Origin of the sequence: Sulfitobacter litoralis (assembly GCF_900103185.1) — a bacterium.
Lineage (GTDB): Bacteria > Pseudomonadota > Alphaproteobacteria > Rhodobacterales > Rhodobacteraceae > Sulfitobacter > Sulfitobacter litoralis.
Map to the genome: position 1 here is coordinate 118,747 of NZ_FNJD01000010.1, position 15,475 is coordinate 134,221.

A 15,475-nucleotide genomic window follows, 5' to 3' on the forward strand; every position below is an offset into this window, starting at 1 on the left:
GCCGATGAGTGTTTTGAGGAATGATTTCCAAAAAGGTTGGGACATCATGAATTTGATCCTTCCAATCGGGCCACGACGGCCATGACGCGGGCCACGTGGTTCTGGGTTTCTCGGTAAGGGGGAATGCTGCCATATTGGCGAACAGCGTCAGGTCCGGCATTGTAGGCAGCCAGCGCCAGATATGGGTCGGCGAACGTCTCCAGCATCATCGCGAGGTAGCGGGCGGAGCCGTCGAGGTTCTGCAGTGCGTCATGCGGATCGACGTCGAGATCACGCGCGGTTGCCGGCATCAGCTGGCCAAGGCCAACGGCTCCTGCATGTGAGATTGCATCTTGCCGATAGGCGCTCTCAACCTCGATATTGGCGCGGTAGAGAGCCAGCCACTGCGTGACGGACAGTCCTGCGCGGCGCAAACCGGGATGGCCGGCATAACGCAGGGCCGTTGCCTTGATGCCAGAGAGAACGTCTGCGCGGGGCAGGGGTGCTGGCTGGGCGAGTGCCGCAAACCTCAGCGCGTCAGGTTTGGGCGCTGCTTCCGTCTCACCAAGAATGGCCAAACCATCGGACGCCAATCCCAGCCCAACGCCGTCATTATAGTTCCGCGCAAAACCGCTCTGAGACCGCGACGGGGTCAGAGCGCCGTCGCTCGCCATGACCAGGACCATTTGCGCTGAGGCGGGTGCTGCGACCAGCCAGAGACAGACGAGGTTAGTTGCCAGTGCCCTTGTCTGATGGGGCTTTGTCTGGTGGGGCGAGTTTGTGCGCACGGCTCGTACCCGAAACAAGCGGCAGGTCCACATGCGCAAAGCCAAGGCCAATGAAGAAAGAAACCACGCCGGAGATCGTCTTGAACTCGCGGATCTTGATATCGTTGTAGGTCGTCCGCGTGCGGGCGGTGACGAGGAACTTTTCCACCCCATCATCAGAGACAACGCGCATGATCCAGACCCCGTAATAGCTGGGGCCTTTCTTATGTGCCGACTTTTGGCACAGGATTTCTGCGCTATAGCCGCTTTCCACGAGCTCGCGGAACCTGGCTTCCGTAACCACATTTGGTGCTTCGATGTCCCAGTTCATGGCCCGGCTCACGCTTTCTCCAATGGCGCGACCCCAAGCATTCCCACTTGAAGCCCAGAGTTACGATAGTATACTATCAACCGCAAGTTATATTACGGCAGATACAGATGTATTTCGATTACACAGACTCTAGGCATGGCCCTTGGTGTCTATCAAGGAGATAAAAGGTTTTACAAACCTTAGGTTGAGGAAGGTGCTAGCAATGCGAGTGCTGATCGCTTTTATGCTCGCTCAGGTCGCGGACTATGCCGAGGCCTGCTTCGCGCCATCCCGCCCCTTCCTGCCAAGCGATTCGCAGGCGACACGGGACTATGCGGATATCATCCGCCGCGACTTTGAAGATTATATCGACGATATCCAGAACTACTTCCGTTGCCTTGACGGCGAACGGGCCCGCGCCTTCGAGGAAGCGCGCGAAGTCAGCGAAGACTACGGCCGATTTCTGCAATTGGTAGGGGATTGATGGGCAGCTTCGGGAGCACCAGACTTGCAGCCCATGGAAACCAGACGCCGATAACACCCTCAAATATCTACTTTTTAGATAACAGATTTCATCCGCTAGCGACGTCACAAAAGGTATGTGACGCGTGGCGAAAACAATCAGAAGCAAGGGACAAGTGGCACTCTGCCGGGCGTTGGTCGACGCGCGTGTCAAAGCGGGCCTTGGTCAGAAAGACTTGGCGGATAGGCTCAGATGCCACCAATCCCTTATTGCCCGTCTTGAAAGCGGTCAGCGCCGGGTCGATGTCGTCGAGCTGGTCGTCCTGGCGCGCGCCATCGGCTTTGACCCGTTCGAGGTTCTGGCGATCGTTGAAACCGCCACGGAGCCCGACCACAGGATTTGAAGCCAATGAATTGTTGAGAACACGGAAACCCATTTTCCCGGTCTGATGATCATTCCCTCCTCGAGGACCAGTTAGCCAACATTAACGAAGCCCGGCGCGCGGTCGTAGTGAACGCTCTGCAAACCCACGCCGCAATTCGCAGCGCCACAGTGCAGGAAGTCAGTAAACAGTGAACGAAGATAAGGGTGAGGGCGTCGCGATCGCCAATCTGATCGGGACCGATGGGTGCAGTGTTGTTGGTTGGGTTTATCGCTGGAGGACAGGATCACATGCGGTGATGTGGGACGTCCAAGGGCCCCGGCCGGTATCGGAAACCCGGCCGGATATAAGTGACGAACAGAAGCAAGAAATCGACTTCGATGCACTCATGCGGATTTGAAAAAGTGACAGTGGATAGGCTTCTCAGGCAGCCGCCATTTCATATTGATGGAAAGGGTCTGCGAGCGTACCGGTCATTGGAGAAGATGGCAGCGAAGGTCTCGAAGGAGCCCATCCTGTGAATTCGAAATTCGCGCTGCGCGCGCTCGCAGCAAGAAAATCGCCGCGATCGCATAATTATTGGCGCTGCTGCGCGGCGTAAAAAGCAGCCGTTCATGTATGTTGAAGCGAGGAAGAGAGCCCGGATCTACAATTTTCTTGACTCAGCCGACCTTAATGCAGTCTTAATCGACTACTGGTATCGGCCCATATTCCGCGTCAGCAGGTACCTGGAACGCGGATTGCTTACGACGCGAGCGAGCAAGCAAAATTGACCAGACCAGGCAAACTGCTAAGGTTGTTATATGTCGTCTGCTCTGAGGATTGCTATCGGGTCGTTCGGGCGGGTCGCTCTCTTGGATATGGATCGGCCTTTGGTCAAGCACGCACATGCGCAATGCCACGCGCTGCTCAAGGTCGAAGGTGCGGATACCGAGTTTGACGTGGGCGGGCGGCGCGTGGCGCTGACCGATGAAAGCGCCGTTCTCATCAACGCTTGGGAACACCACAGCTACGTGCACCGCGCCGGGCAGCCACCGACGATCATCCTCGCGCTTTACATCGAGCCGAACTGGCTGGGCGCGTTTCGCAGCAATTGGCAGGCGAGCGCGGGACCAGGTTTTTTTCCGCATCCGGGCGGTGCCATCACCCCACAGATCCGCCGCCAGATCGGCGAAACCGCCGAGGCGATGGTGCAGGCCCCGGGCGACGCCACAGCACATGAGCGGCTGATCGGGCGGTTGATGGTCTCGATCATCGAGCGGCTGGCGCTTTGGCGCGAAGCGCAGCCGTCGCTCCGAGCGCGGGCCACGGCAATGCGCGCACCCGACCGGCGGATCGCGCGGGCCCTGGGCTTGATGCGCGCGGACCCGGCCCGCATTCCATCGATGGAGTGGCTGGCGCGCGAAAGCGGTGTGTCCCGCGCGCATTTCTTCCGGCTGTTCGAGGCCGAGACCGGCATTTCTCCGCGTGTCTATCTGAACACCCAGCGGGTCGAACGCGCGGTGCAGGCGGTCGCAAACGACACCCGCAGTTTCACCGACATCTCCGACGATCTGGGCTTTTCGGTGCCGGCGCATTTCTCGCGCTTCTTTCACGACCATGCTGGCTCCTCGCCCAGCATATTCCGCGATGTCTCGGCACTTCGCGACAACGGCTGACCCCGGTTTTTGAGACTCCTCGGTAAGGTCCGAGACCTGGCGGGATCGCGGGGCCTACGGATGACCGCCTAACGTCCCTTCCCAAGGGCTTGCCCATGCCAAGCCGGGAGGAGACATGAAAGATACCATTACAGAGCCACTTGTTGGCCGCTCGGTCGCGCGCGTCGAGGATCCGGCACTCCTGTCGGGGCACGGGCGTTACATCGACGATCTGCCGGTGACAGCCGGAACGCTGGCATTGGCCTTCGTGCGGTCGCCACACGGCCACGCCGACATCCGGTCGGTCGACACCGCCGAGGCAGCATGCGCGCCCGGCGTCGTCGCCGTCATCACCGGACAGGACGTCGCGCTGCGCACTCGGTCGATGACCGTCGGTGTCAAGGCCAATGTGGAATGCTGGCCAATGGCGGTGGAGCGGGTGCGCTATGTCGGTGAGCCGGTGGCCATGGTCGTCGCCACCGACCGCTACCTGGCCGAGGATGCCGCCGATCTGGTCGCGGTCGACTACGCGCCGCGCCGCGCGGTGGTCGATCCGGTCGCGGCACTTTCGGACGATGCACCGGTGCTGCATTCCAGCCTCGGTGGCAACCTCATCAACGAACGGCGCTTTCGCTACGGCGATCCCGAGGCGGCGTTCGAGGCCGCCCGGCACCGGATCGGCATCGACGTCACCTATCCGCGCAGCGCCTGCACCCCCATTGAAACCTACGGCGTGATCGCCAGCTACGAGCCGGGCGAGGATGCCTTTGACGTCACCGCGAATTTCCAGGGCCCCTTCTCGATCCACGCAGTGGTGGCTCGGTCGCTGAACGTGCCGGGCAACCGGCTGCGGCTGCGCACGCCGCCCGATTCCGGTGGTTCTTTCGGGATCAAGCAGGGCGTCTTTCCCTACATGATCCTCGCTGGCGTTGCCGCGCGCATCGCGGGCGCGCCGGTCAAGTGGATCGAGGACCGGCTGGAGCATCTGTCGGCCAGCGTCTCAGCCACCAATCGCCAGACCCGGATCGAGGCGGCGGTCGCGGCGGATGGCCGGATCACCGCGCTTGACTGGGATCAGATCGAGGATTGCGGTGCCCATCTGCGCGCGCCGGAACCTGCCACGCTCTACCGGATGCACGGCAACATGACCGGCGCCTACGACATATCGAACATGAGCATCCGCAACCGCGTCGTGCTGACCAACAAGACGCCAACCGGGCTTAATCGCGGCTTTGGCGGCCCGCAGATCTATTTCGCGCTGGAGCGGTTGATGGACACCATCGCGCGGCAGCTTGGGCTGGACAAGCTGGAGGTCATCCGCCGCAACCTCATCCCAGCCGGGGCGTTTCCCTACCGCACGGCAAGCGGCGCGCTCTACGACTCGGGCGATTACGCCACGGCGCTGGACCGCGCGGTCACCGAAGGCGGTCTGGCCGACCTTTACGCCCGCCGCGACAAAGCCCGCGCCGAAGGCCGACGTTACGGCATCGGATTTGCCTGCGTGGTTGAGCCTTCGGTGTCGAACATGGGCTACATCACCACCGTCCTGACCCCCGAAGAGCGTGCCAAGGCGGGGCCCAAGAACGGTGCGCAGGCAACCGCGACCATCGCAATCGACCCACTCGGCTCAGTCACGGTCAAGGTCGCCTCGGTCCCGCAGGGTCAAGGCCACCGGACCGTGCTGGCGCAAGTCGTGGCCGACAAGTTTGGGCTGCCGATGGAGGCGGTGCGCGTTCTGGCTGATGTGGACACGATGCGCGATGCCTGGTCCATCGCCTCGGGCAACTACGCCTCGCGCTTTGCCCCGGCGGTTGCTGGTGCGACCGAGATCGCAGCAACGCGGCTGCGCGACAAACTGGCCAAGGTCGCGGCCACACAGCTGAACATTGCGCTCGAGGACGTGTCCTTCGAAGGGGGCCGCATACGCGCCAGGGGCAATCCCGACAACAGCCTGTCCTTCGCGCGGGTCGCCGCCACGGCGCATTGGTCGCCGGGCACCCTGCCGGACGACGTGGATCACACCCTGCGCGAGACGGTCTATTGGAGCCCGCCCGAACTGGAGGCCCCGACTGCCGAGGACGGGATCAATTCCTCGCTCTGTCACGGGTTCATCTTCGATTTCTGCGGGGTCGAGATCGACCCCGAGACCGCCGAGCCGCGGATCGACCGCTACGTGACCATGCATGATTGCGGGCGCATCCTGCATCCCGCCATGGTCGACGGCCAGGTGCGGGGCGGCTTTGCCCAGGCGGTCGGCGCGGCGTTCCTCGAGGAATATTCTTACGGTGCGGACGGCTCATTCCAATCGGGAACGCTGGCCGATTACCTCTTGCCCACCGTGATGGAGGTTCCCGAGCCGGTGATCCTGCATCACGAGACCCTGTCGCCCTTCACACCGCTTGGGGCCAAGGGCGTGGGCGAAGGCAATTGCATGTCCACGCCCGTGTGCATCGCCAACGCCGTGGCCGATGCGCTCGCACCCGAGGGCGATGCACCCGAGATCGTGCTGCCGGTGACTGCGTCCAAGCTCGCCGCCCTGATTTTCGGCGACGAGCCCGCCCCGAAAGAGCCCGTGTCCGAGACGAAAACCGAGGCCACGGCAGGTGGGCGCACGCTTACCGGCGAAGGCCGCGCCGTGGTACAGGCCAGCCGCGAGGATGTCTGGCGGATGCTGCTCGATCCCGCGACGCTCGACGCGATCATCCCCGGCTCGCATGGCGTCCGGAAGGTCGGCGAGACGCGCTTTGAGGCGGATGTGACGCTGGGCATCGGGCCCGTGCGAGGGCGCTACAAGGCCGATATCGACCTGTCGGACCTCGACCCGCCCAACGCGGTCACCCTCTCAGGGCAGGCCGTAGGCGCGCTCGGTACGGGCGGTGGACAAGGCCGCATCACGCTGACCGACACCGAAGACGGCACCGAGATCGCCTATCGCTACGAGGCCCAGATCGGCGGCAAGGTCGCATCGGTCGGCGGACGGCTTCTGGACGGCGCGGCGAAGGTCGTGATCGGCGAGTTCTTCCGCGCTCTCGCGCGCCATTGCGGCGGCGGCGCGTCCAGCGGTGCCGTGGCTCGTCTGCGCGGTCTTGTTGATCGCGTCATCAAGGGAGGCCGATCATGAAACCCGCCCCGTTCGATCTCGTAACGGCCAACGACATGAGTGAGGCGCTGGAGGCGCTGCACCAGGGCGGCACCGAGGCCCGCGTCATCGCTGGCGGTCAGTCGCTGGTGCCCATGCTCAACATGCGCCTCGCGCGCCCTGCCACGCTGGTCGACATCACCCGCATCCCGGAACTGTCGCGGATCGAAGCCAAGAGCGACCGGATTACCATCGGTGCCGCCGTGCGCCAGAGCACGCTGGAGCGCTGGCCGGAGCTGGCAGATCGTCTGCCCTTGGTACACGCGGCACTTCCTTGGGTCGCCCATACGCAGGTGCGCAATCGCGGCACGATCTGCGGCTCCGTCGCCCATGCCGATCCCAGTGCCGAGCTGCCACTCTGCCTGATCGCGCTCGGCGGCACCTTGACCCTGCGCCGCCGCCGCAAGACGCGTGAGATTGGGGCGCATGATTTCTTTCAGGGCATGATGTCCACCGACCTCGCCCCCGGCGAGATGATCGTCTCGGTGTCGTTCCCGGCCCGCAAGCCGGGCACCGGATATGCCTTCCGCGAAGTGGCGCGCCGACACGGCGATTTCGCCATCGTCGCCTGCGCCGCGATCGCCCGGTCCGATGGCACCACCAGGCTTACCGTGGGCGGCGTCGCCGACACCCCGCGCACGCTCGAGCTGCCGGCAGACAGAGCTGATCACGACGACCGGCTGAACGAGTTCGCCTGGCACCTGCAGGCCCGCGACGACCTGCACGCCACCGCCCGCTATCGCCGCGACCTGGTCCGGAAGCTCGGCCGCGCAACCCTGAAGGAGGCCTTGTCATGCCGCGACTGACCCAAGACGAGACGCACGCGCTCCGCTTCACCCTGAACGGGCGGCCGGTATCTGTCCGGGTGTCCCCGCGCACGCTGCTGACAGATGCCCTGCGCCACGAGATCGGCGCGACGGGCACCCATGTGGGCTGCGAACATGGTGTCTGCGGTGCATGCACGGTGCAGGTGGACGGCGAACCCGCCCGGGCGTGCCTGATGCTCGCCCAGCAGGCCGATGGCTGCGAGATCCGCACGGTCGAGGGGCTGGGGGAGAGCGATGCGCTGACCCCGCTGCAAGAGGCCTTCCGCGAACATTTCGCGCTGCAATGCGGCTTCTGCACCGCGGGTATCCTGATGACGCTCGACGCGCTGTTTTCGCGCCAACCGGACGCGGATGAAGACGCGATCCGCGAGGCGCTCTCGGGCCATCTGTGCCGCTGCACTGGTTACGCGCCCATCGTTCAGGCGGCGCTGGCCGCCCGTAACCGCATCAAGGGAGGACCAATCGATGCTTGACCTCGGAACCAGCTTTATCGCGTCCGTGGAACGCGACCCCGGCGCGATGGCAATCGCCGAAGGGGACCGGACGATCACCTATGCCGACTGGTATGGCCGGATCAGCGCGCTGGTGGACGGGCTTGGCCAGATCGGCCTGCGCAAGGGCGACACACTGGTCACGGCGATGCAGAACCGGTGGGAGAATGCGTCGCTGCATTGGGCCTGCCAGATCGCCGGGATCGTCATCACGCCCGTGAACTGGCGCGTCACCTCCGACGAGTTGGACCATGCGCTGCACGACAGTGCGGCACGCGTTCTGGTGCATGACGATGCCGCGTCCGAGGCGGTGGCCGGTTCGGCACTTGCGCCGGGCCTTCATGTGCTGTCGCTCAGCGGCGATCAGGGACTATCCACGATGCTGGCGGGGCGCGCCACCGATGCGGTGCCACAGGCGGGGGCCGACGATCTGTCGGTCATGCTCTACACATCCGGCACGACTTCGAAGCCCAAGGGCGTGCCGCGCCGCCACCGGGCCGAACGGGCCGCCGCCATCGCCCATGTCGCGCAGAACCTTTACGGTCACGGCGAGCGCACGCTTGGCGTCATGCCGCTCTATCATACGATGGGGATCCGCTCGCTCCTGTCGGCCAGCGTGATCGGCGGTGCCTTCGTTTGCCTGCCGCGTTTCGACGTACCGGGCGCGCTTGCTGCGATCGAGCAGCATCGTGTCAGCAACCTCTATCTCGTGCCGACACTCTATCACGACATCGTCCACCACGCCGCGTTCACACCGGACCGAGTGGCAAGCGTGCGAAAGCTGGGCTTTGCCGGGGCGTCGATGACCGACGGTCTGCTGCAGAAACTGGCGGAGGCCTTCCAGCCCGAGCTTTTCGTTAACCATTACGGCTCTTCCGAGATTTACACCTTCTCCATCTGCCAGGACGCCGCGGCCAAACCCGGATCGGCGGGCCGCGCCGCGATCAACCAGCGCCTGCGCGTGGTGCCGCTGGGCGCGACGGATGCCAGCCAGACCTGCGCACCCGGCGAAGAAGGCGAAATCGTCGCCTCCATGCAGGGTGACGAGGCCTTCGAGGGTTACTGGAACCGCCCCGAAGCGGACCGCAAGGCCATTCGCGACGGCTGGTACTTCACCGGCGATTGCGGGCTCTTCGACGAAGACGGCGATCTTTTCGTCACGGGGCGCGCCGACGACATGATCATCACCGGCGGCGAGAACGTCTCGCCGGTCGAGGTAGAAAGCTGCCTGTCGCTGCACCCCGCCGTAGCCGAAGTCGCCGTTGTCGGCCTGCCCGATGTACGCTGGGGCAAGGTGGTGACCGCCTTTGTCAAGCGGGGCGGCGATGTCACCGAAGACGATCTCGACGCCCATTGCCGCAGCTCGGACCTGTCCAATTTCCGCCGCCCGCGCCGCTACGTCTTCGTGCGCGAAATCCCGAAATCCCCTGTCGGAAAACTCCTCCGCCGCCTGCTTGTCGCGGGCGAATACGAGGTCGAACCGGCTGAGACCACCACTGCGTAAGTACATAGAAAGACACCCAGATGAAAGATACTCCGATGACCGAGACAATGACCTTCTCCGATCCGCGCCTTTCCGAGCTCGACGGCTTCCATGTCCAGTTCGATGAAGCCAGCGAGCGCGCGGACATCATCCTCGCACGGCCGCCCTACAACGTGATCTCGATGGGAGCCCGCGATCAGCTCCGCCTCGTCTTCGAGGCACTCGATGAAGATGACCGCGTGCGTATCATCGTCGTCTCCGGCGAGGGTGAGCACTTTTCTTCCGGCGGCAATATCAAGGGCTTCCTCGAGGCCAGCCCAGAACATGTCTCGCATTTGGCATGGAACATAGCGGCTCCGGCACGCTGCTCCAAGCCGGTGATCGCCGCCAATCGCGGCTACACCTTCGGCGTCGGCTTCGAGCTGTCTCTGGCCTGCGATTTCCGCATCGTGTCCGAGACCTGCCGCTACGCCCTGCCCGAACAGAAGCTGGGCCAGATCCCCGGATCCGGTGGCTCCGCCCGGCTGCAGAAAATCGTCGGCGTGACGCGCACGAAGGACATCGTCATGCGCTCGAAGCGCATCAAGGGCCAACAGGCGCTGGACTGGGGCATCGCCACCGAATGCGTGCCCGATGGCGATCTCGAACAGGCGGTGACAGACCTCGTGAACGAGCTCCGCGAGTTTTCCCCGATGGCGCAGCGCACCGCGAAGAAGCTGCTGAACGACACCGACGACGCGCTTCTCAGCACAGCAATCGAGATGGAGGGGCTGAACTACAGCCGCCTGCGGCAATCGGAGGATTTCCGCGAGGGCGTCGAGGCCTTCCACGCCAAACGCAAGCCCGCTTTCACCGGACGCTGAGCTGGCCATGCAACCCCATTCAAGGGAGGAGACCCAGATGGAACGGACGGAAAAGACAAACTGGATCGAGAAAGGACCGGGCTTCGGCGCGGGCCTGTCGGGCCTGCGCGAGGCGCTGGGTATCAAGACCGCGAGCGCGGGACTGGTCGCGGCGATCTTCGGATGCTCGGGGCCGGCGCTGATCGTGATCGGCGCGGCCGACAATGGCGGCCTCTCCGAAGGCCAGACCGTGGCCTGGCTTCTGGCGATCTACGGCCTCGGCGGGCTGATAAGCCTGATCATGGCGCTCTACTACAAGCTGCCGGTGACGGGGGCCTATTCCATCCCAGGCGCGGCGCTCGTCGCCGGCGCGCTCGGCACCTTCCCGTTCGAACAGGCGGTCGGCGCCTTCCTGATGGCCGGCGCGATGGTCTTCGTGCTCGGAATCACCGGGCTCATCGGCAAGGTGATGCGCTGGCTTCCGATGCCCATCGTCATGGCGATGATCGCGGGGGCGCTCATTCGCTTCGGCATCGGCGCAGTCACCTCGATCGAAAAGCTGCCCATCGTCGTTGGCGCGGCAACCATCGCCTTCTTCCTGTCGATGCGGTTCCTGCGGGCCGTCCCACCGGTTCTGACCGCACTGATTGTGGGCCTTGTTGCGGTGGCCCTGACCGGAGGCTTCCAGGGAGGCGAGGCGGCAATCAGCTTCGTCGCGCCGGAATTCACCGCACCCGTCTTTACAATCGATGCCTTCCTCGCCATCGCCGTGCCGCTTGCCGTGCTGGTGATCGGGGCCGAGAATGCTCAGGCTATTGGGGTTCTCTACGCCGAGGGTTACCGCCCGCCGATCAACGCCATGACCGTGATCTCGGGCATCGGCGGCATGCTGGCGGGGGTCATCGGTGGGCATAACGCCAATATCGCGGGACCCATGACGGCGATCTGTTCGTCCGATCAAGCGGGCGAAAATCCCGAGGGGCGCTATGCGGCCACGGTGCTGAACGGCGTGCTTTTCGCCGCCTTCGGGGTCTTCGCAGGAGTTGCGGTGCCGCTCATCATGGCGCTGCCCGGACCGCTGATCGGCGCGGTGGCGGGTTTGGCGATGATCACCGTCCTGCTGAGCGCGTTCCAATCCGCCTTCGACCGCAATGCGGGCTACCAGATCGGAGCCTTCGTCGCCCTGATCGTGGCGATGTCGAACGTGTCGTTCCTGAGCATCAGCGCGCCGTTTTGGGCACTGGTGGCGGGAGCTGCAGTTTCGGTGCTGAACGAGCGAGTCGTCAGGTCCCCGGCTGTTGGCAGTGCCGCGTCTTAAAGAACGGTGCTGGACTGTCAGATCGACTAAATGGGGGCAACAGTTATAGAACTGTGGCCCCCAAGTATGTATTCTTTGTAGCTGCCGTGATCCTGTTGAACTGGTGTAACACTGCTACCCAACCTTGGATCGCCGGACGCTGGATTTTTCCGGCTCTTGCCGTTCGCCATCCAAGACCGGACGCGCGGCGGCGTGCCCACTAATACTGGCTCAGAGCCCAAAATCCAGATGCTGCACGATGCGCGAATGTCGATTACCGATCTCACTACGCCGGCGTACGCGTCATCTCACGGATCAGATCATTTGTCTCCGGTCTCGTCGTTTGGTGCCGATATCGAAGGGCCAAAACAGCTCTTGATATTTCGAGACCATCGATGGGTTTCGACACCAAGCCCATGTCCGAAGGAATAGCGGTGGCCGGCAGGATCACCGCACCTGACCCTTGCCGAGCAAGTTCAACCAACCAATCCACGCGATTTGACCGATAGGCCGCGTAGAGTTCGTGACCATAATCCGCGCAAGTCCCGTGCAAAGCATCCCGCATTTCGCAATTTAGGCGGTCAAGCATGTCAGTTTTGGCAAGAGTCGAAAGAGAAATCGCATCCAGTTCAGACAACGGGTGCGACTTGGACACCACGACCTTGTAGTCCTCTTCATAGAGATGGTCTATACGATAGAGGTCTTCACTGACCTTCTCTGCGGTGACTACTACGTTAAATTCACCATCTCGCAGCCCGGCAAGAAGCTCGGAGGATGACGCAACGATCAGTTCGATTTCGGCTTGCGGCAATCGCGTACGAGTACGCTCCATAGCTGCCGAGATCCTGCTGTGGCCAATCGTTTCGCCGACACCGACAGAGATTGGAACCCGCTCCAGGCGCACATGACGGACTGCCTCTGCCTTGGCCTGTCGCGTCTCCTCGTGAACCTTCTGCAACCTCGGCTGCATGAGTTTTCCGAGGGCCGTAAGCCTGCATCCCGCACGGTCCCTGACAAAAAGGTCACCTCCAAGCTCGTCTTCAAGTTTCTTGATCGCAGTCGTCAAGGAAGGTTGGGAGACATTGGAGGCACTGGCCGCATGGGTGAAGTTTCGGTGCTCGCAGACAGCGATAAAATACCTGATCTGGTTCATTTCCATCGCCGCATTCTCCGTCACATCCCAGTCTAGGCCATGAAAACAGCTTCGATAGCCCATGTCTATCAAAGAATAGAAGTTCGGAATTGGAGTCCGAGGCATCCGGCATGGGACAAGAGTGCATCGAAACCAAACACGATGAACTTCAAATCAGGAGACGACCATGAAAACGCAAATCCTTCAGACATTCGCCGCACTGGTTCTGATCACGACTTCTGCAACTGCACAGGACAACCCAATGGAAAATCACACTGCCAGCTATATCGCCATGCCCGCCGCCGAAGGCCAGACCGAAGCATTCGCCGAGTTTCTGGCCGGAGCGGCCCCAACTGTGAAGGAAACCGAGCCGGGCACTGTGCTTTGGTTTGCACTTCAAGCTGACGATACACTCGCTATCTTTGACATCTTCGCGGATGAAGAAGCACGCAACGCTCACTTCTCAGGAGCTGTTGCCGCGGCTTTGAGCCAAAACGCTGACGCGCTGGTCGCCGGGGGATGGGACGACGGTGTTGTCGCGAATATCAACAACTCCGATGTCCTGTCGGTGAAGGAGCCGGTTGATCTCTACACGGCAACGACCGCAACTTACATCAAGCTCGAAGCTGCTCCAGGCAAAAGCTCCGAATTGGCAGCCTTGCTGACCGCAGCTGGCCCCATCGTCGCGGACACCGAACCCAAGACACTGTTCTGGGCGGCGCTGCAGATTGACGGGAACAACTTCGCCATCTTCGACATCTTTGCCGACAACTCAGGCCGCGAAGCGCACTTTGCCGGACAAGTCGCCGGACTGCTGAATGAAAAGGCTTCCGAATTGGTCTCAGGCGGGTGGGACGACGGTGTGGTGGCAAACGTCCACAATTTCGACATCCTCGCTATCAAGTAATATTGAAGTGACTTGAGAAAGAAGTGCCTGGTGCAACGCATCGGGCGCTTTGCTGTTTGAATTCAGATTCACCCTAAAGCGGCCGTTCGAGTAACTGCAGCGAATTGGCCCTTTGTCCCGCGTCTCGATGGTCTGTGCTGCCAGCAGCGAAAGCGCGGTATGGGTTTGGGTCAGGTTGGCACCAGTGAACGACTGCTTCGGTGACACGCGTTGCATCGCAACAACAGACCTGCCGCATCTGCGAGAGGACGCTGCGTCAGCGAAGTCGGAAAAGTGAACGACGGTTCTGTCCCGCGACTTACTTGTTTGACTGGCATGCAGCGAAAGCATGATTTGAATTCGATGGCTCAGCAGTGCTTTGAATGACCGCTCTGGCGACTTTGGGTGCAACGCAACGGCGAGCATGCCGCATCCGCAAACCGATGCTGCATCAGTAATAGCCGCGTGCGCAAAAGGCGGCAAAGTCCGCCCTCCGGACCTTACCACAGACAGCAGCGAACGGCTGGTATTTGAGTAACTTAGCACGCTCAAATTTCCGCAGTTTGATAGTGCCGCTGTCAGAGGTGGTCCTGGATTTTCGACCAGTATGCAGCCTTGTTAAGATGGATCAGGATTTCATTTCAGGCCGCTAATCTCATTGGTTCTGTCTTGCTGTCATATGCCTCGTCAGGGGTCAAGATTCCGTGCGTGGAGTGCGGGCGTTCGCCGTTGTAATAGGCCAGCCACTTTCTGATACCAGCCTTTGTCTCTGAACCACTTTCGAAGGCATGCAGGTAGACGCATTCATACTTCAATGACCGCCACAGCCGTTCGATCATGCGATTATCGCGCCATGCGCCTTTGCCATCCATGCTGATCTTTACCTTTGCCTCGATGAGCACGTCGATCCAGTCGCCGCTGGTAAATTGGCTTCCCTGATCCGTGTTGAATATTTCCGGCGCGCCGTGTTTGGCCAAGGCCTCTTTCAGGGCCTCGATGCAGAACCCCGCGTCCATGCTGTTCGATAATCGCCAGCTCAGAACCTTGCGACTGTGCCAATCCATGATCGCCACGAGATACAGAAAACCACGCTGCATCGGGATGTATGTAATGTCAGCGCACCAGACCTGGTTCGGGCGGTCGATCACCAGATTGCGCAACAGATATGGCCAGATCTTATGCTGCGGATGCTTTTTGCTGGTGTTGGGTTCCTGATAAATCGGAACCAGACGCATAAGACGCATCAACCGCCGGACACGGTGACGGCCACATTGGTGATTATTGCGCTTCATGTATCGAGCCATCTGGCGTGACCCATACCATGGCGTTTCCAAAAACTGCTTATCAATGATCCCCATGAACCGCAGGTTCTCGGCACTCTCGCCCTTTGGCTCATAGTAAAGACTCGACCGCGTCAGCGTTAGCAGGGCACATTGGCGGCGGACGCTCAGCTTGTGGTCCTTGCTCACCATTTTTTGCCTCGCGTCCCGAGAAGTTGGTGCGAGGCATCGGCCAAAAAATCTCGCTCCACCACGAGTTGGCCAATCTTGGAATGCAGCTTATCGACTTCAGCCGCGTTAACCTGTTCTGGTGCAGCACCTCGGCGCGTGAATGCCGTCGCCATATTTTCTATCGCCGCCCGCTTCCATGTGCCGATCTGAGTCGGATGAACGCCGTATTTCTTGGACAGCTCTGCCAGCGTCATCTCCTCACGGATCGCTTCAAGCGCAACACGGGCTTTGAATTCTGGCGAATGGTTCTTTCGTTTTGTCATTTTGGATCGTCACTTTCATCATGCGATCCATCTTAACAGCCGGTCCGAATTTCCGCGACCACCTCT

Annotated in this window: 14 protein-coding genes; 10 read left to right on the forward strand and 4 right to left on the reverse strand. The window is 61.7% G+C overall.

The window, feature by feature from the left end; translation table 11 throughout:
• Positions 1-44: 44 nt before the first annotated feature.
• Together BLQ98_RS10080 and BLQ98_RS10085 are read right to left on the reverse strand one after the other, a co-directional pair.
• Entirely contained in the window at positions 45-665 is a 621-nt protein-coding gene (locus BLQ98_RS10080) for a lytic transglycosylase domain-containing protein (RefSeq protein WP_093733182.1), read from the reverse strand.
• A 43-nt stretch (positions 666-708) separates the two neighbouring features.
• On the reverse strand, positions 709-1,077 hold the full coding sequence (locus BLQ98_RS10085; protein WP_093733183.1) for a hypothetical protein: 369 nt from the start codon (positions 1,075-1,077) through the stop codon (positions 709-711).
• 202 nt (positions 1,078-1,279) lie between these two features.
• On the opposite strand from BLQ98_RS10085, the gene BLQ98_RS10090 reads away from it, so the two are divergent.
• The 9 genes from BLQ98_RS10090 to BLQ98_RS10135 all read left to right on the forward strand — a co-directional run bounded on the left by BLQ98_RS10090 (position 1,280) and on the right by BLQ98_RS10135 (position 11,638).
• Complete coding sequence (locus tag BLQ98_RS10090) at positions 1,280-1,540, forward strand: hypothetical protein (RefSeq protein WP_093733184.1); 261 nt, start codon at positions 1,280-1,282, stop codon at positions 1,538-1,540.
• Between the two features lie 124 nt (positions 1,541-1,664).
• A complete protein-coding gene (locus BLQ98_RS10095; protein WP_093733185.1) occupies positions 1,665-1,922 on the forward strand; it encodes a helix-turn-helix domain-containing protein in 258 nt (85 codons plus the stop codon).
• 782 nt (positions 1,923-2,704) lie between these two features.
• Entirely contained in the window at positions 2,705-3,559 is an 855-nt protein-coding gene (locus BLQ98_RS10105) for a helix-turn-helix transcriptional regulator (RefSeq protein ID WP_093733186.1), read from the forward strand.
• Positions 3,560-3,674: 115 nt separating this feature from the next.
• On the forward strand, positions 3,675-6,659 hold the full coding sequence (locus tag BLQ98_RS10110) for a xanthine dehydrogenase family protein molybdopterin-binding subunit (RefSeq protein ID WP_093733187.1): 2,985 nt from the start codon (positions 3,675-3,677) through the stop codon (positions 6,657-6,659).
• Complete coding sequence (locus tag BLQ98_RS10115) at positions 6,656-7,483, forward strand: FAD binding domain-containing protein (protein WP_093733188.1); 828 nt, start codon at positions 6,656-6,658, stop codon at positions 7,481-7,483. Before BLQ98_RS10110 ends, BLQ98_RS10115 begins: the two co-directional genes overlap by 4 nt.
• Complete coding sequence (locus BLQ98_RS10120) at positions 7,471-7,977, forward strand: (2Fe-2S)-binding protein (protein ID WP_093733189.1); 507 nt, start codon at positions 7,471-7,473, stop codon at positions 7,975-7,977. The genes BLQ98_RS10115 and BLQ98_RS10120 overlap by 13 nt, the downstream gene beginning before the upstream one ends.
• The gene (locus tag BLQ98_RS10125; RefSeq protein ID WP_093733190.1) at positions 7,970-9,499 is read left to right on the forward strand and encodes an AMP-binding protein; all 1,530 of its coding nucleotides are present in this window, start codon (positions 7,970-7,972) and stop codon (positions 9,497-9,499) included. The genes BLQ98_RS10120 and BLQ98_RS10125 overlap by 8 nt, the downstream gene beginning before the upstream one ends.
• 35 nt (positions 9,500-9,534) lie before the next feature.
• Positions 9,535-10,341: an enoyl-CoA hydratase/isomerase family protein gene (locus BLQ98_RS10130; protein ID WP_025058697.1), complete on the forward strand. Its 807-nt coding sequence runs from the start codon at positions 9,535-9,537 to the stop codon at positions 10,339-10,341.
• A 37-nt stretch (positions 10,342-10,378) separates the two neighbouring features.
• Positions 10,379-11,638 carry a benzoate/H(+) symporter BenE family transporter gene (locus BLQ98_RS10135; RefSeq protein ID WP_093733191.1) on the forward strand — a complete coding sequence of 420 codons (1,260 nt, stop codon included), beginning with the start codon at positions 10,379-10,381 and terminating at the stop codon, positions 11,636-11,638.
• Positions 11,639-11,903: 265 nt separating this feature from the next.
• On the opposite strand, the gene BLQ98_RS10140 is transcribed toward BLQ98_RS10135, so the two are convergent.
• A complete protein-coding gene (locus BLQ98_RS10140; RefSeq protein ID WP_244148414.1) occupies positions 11,904-12,794 on the reverse strand; it encodes a LysR family transcriptional regulator in 891 nt (296 codons plus the stop codon).
• A gap of 142 nt (positions 12,795-12,936) precedes the next feature.
• Between BLQ98_RS10140 and BLQ98_RS10145 the strand changes: the two genes are divergently transcribed.
• Complete coding sequence (locus BLQ98_RS10145) at positions 12,937-13,656, forward strand: hypothetical protein (RefSeq protein WP_093733193.1); 720 nt, start codon at positions 12,937-12,939, stop codon at positions 13,654-13,656.
• 620 nt (positions 13,657-14,276) lie between these two features.
• Here the strand turns inward: BLQ98_RS10145 and BLQ98_RS10150 are convergent.
• A protein-coding gene (locus BLQ98_RS10150; RefSeq protein WP_425263962.1) for an IS3 family transposase occupies positions 14,277-15,409 on the reverse strand; the annotation gives its coding sequence in 2 pieces (ribosomal slippage) (positions 14,277-15,130 and positions 15,130-15,409; 1,134 coding nt in all).
• Positions 15,410-15,475 lie beyond the last annotated feature (66 nt).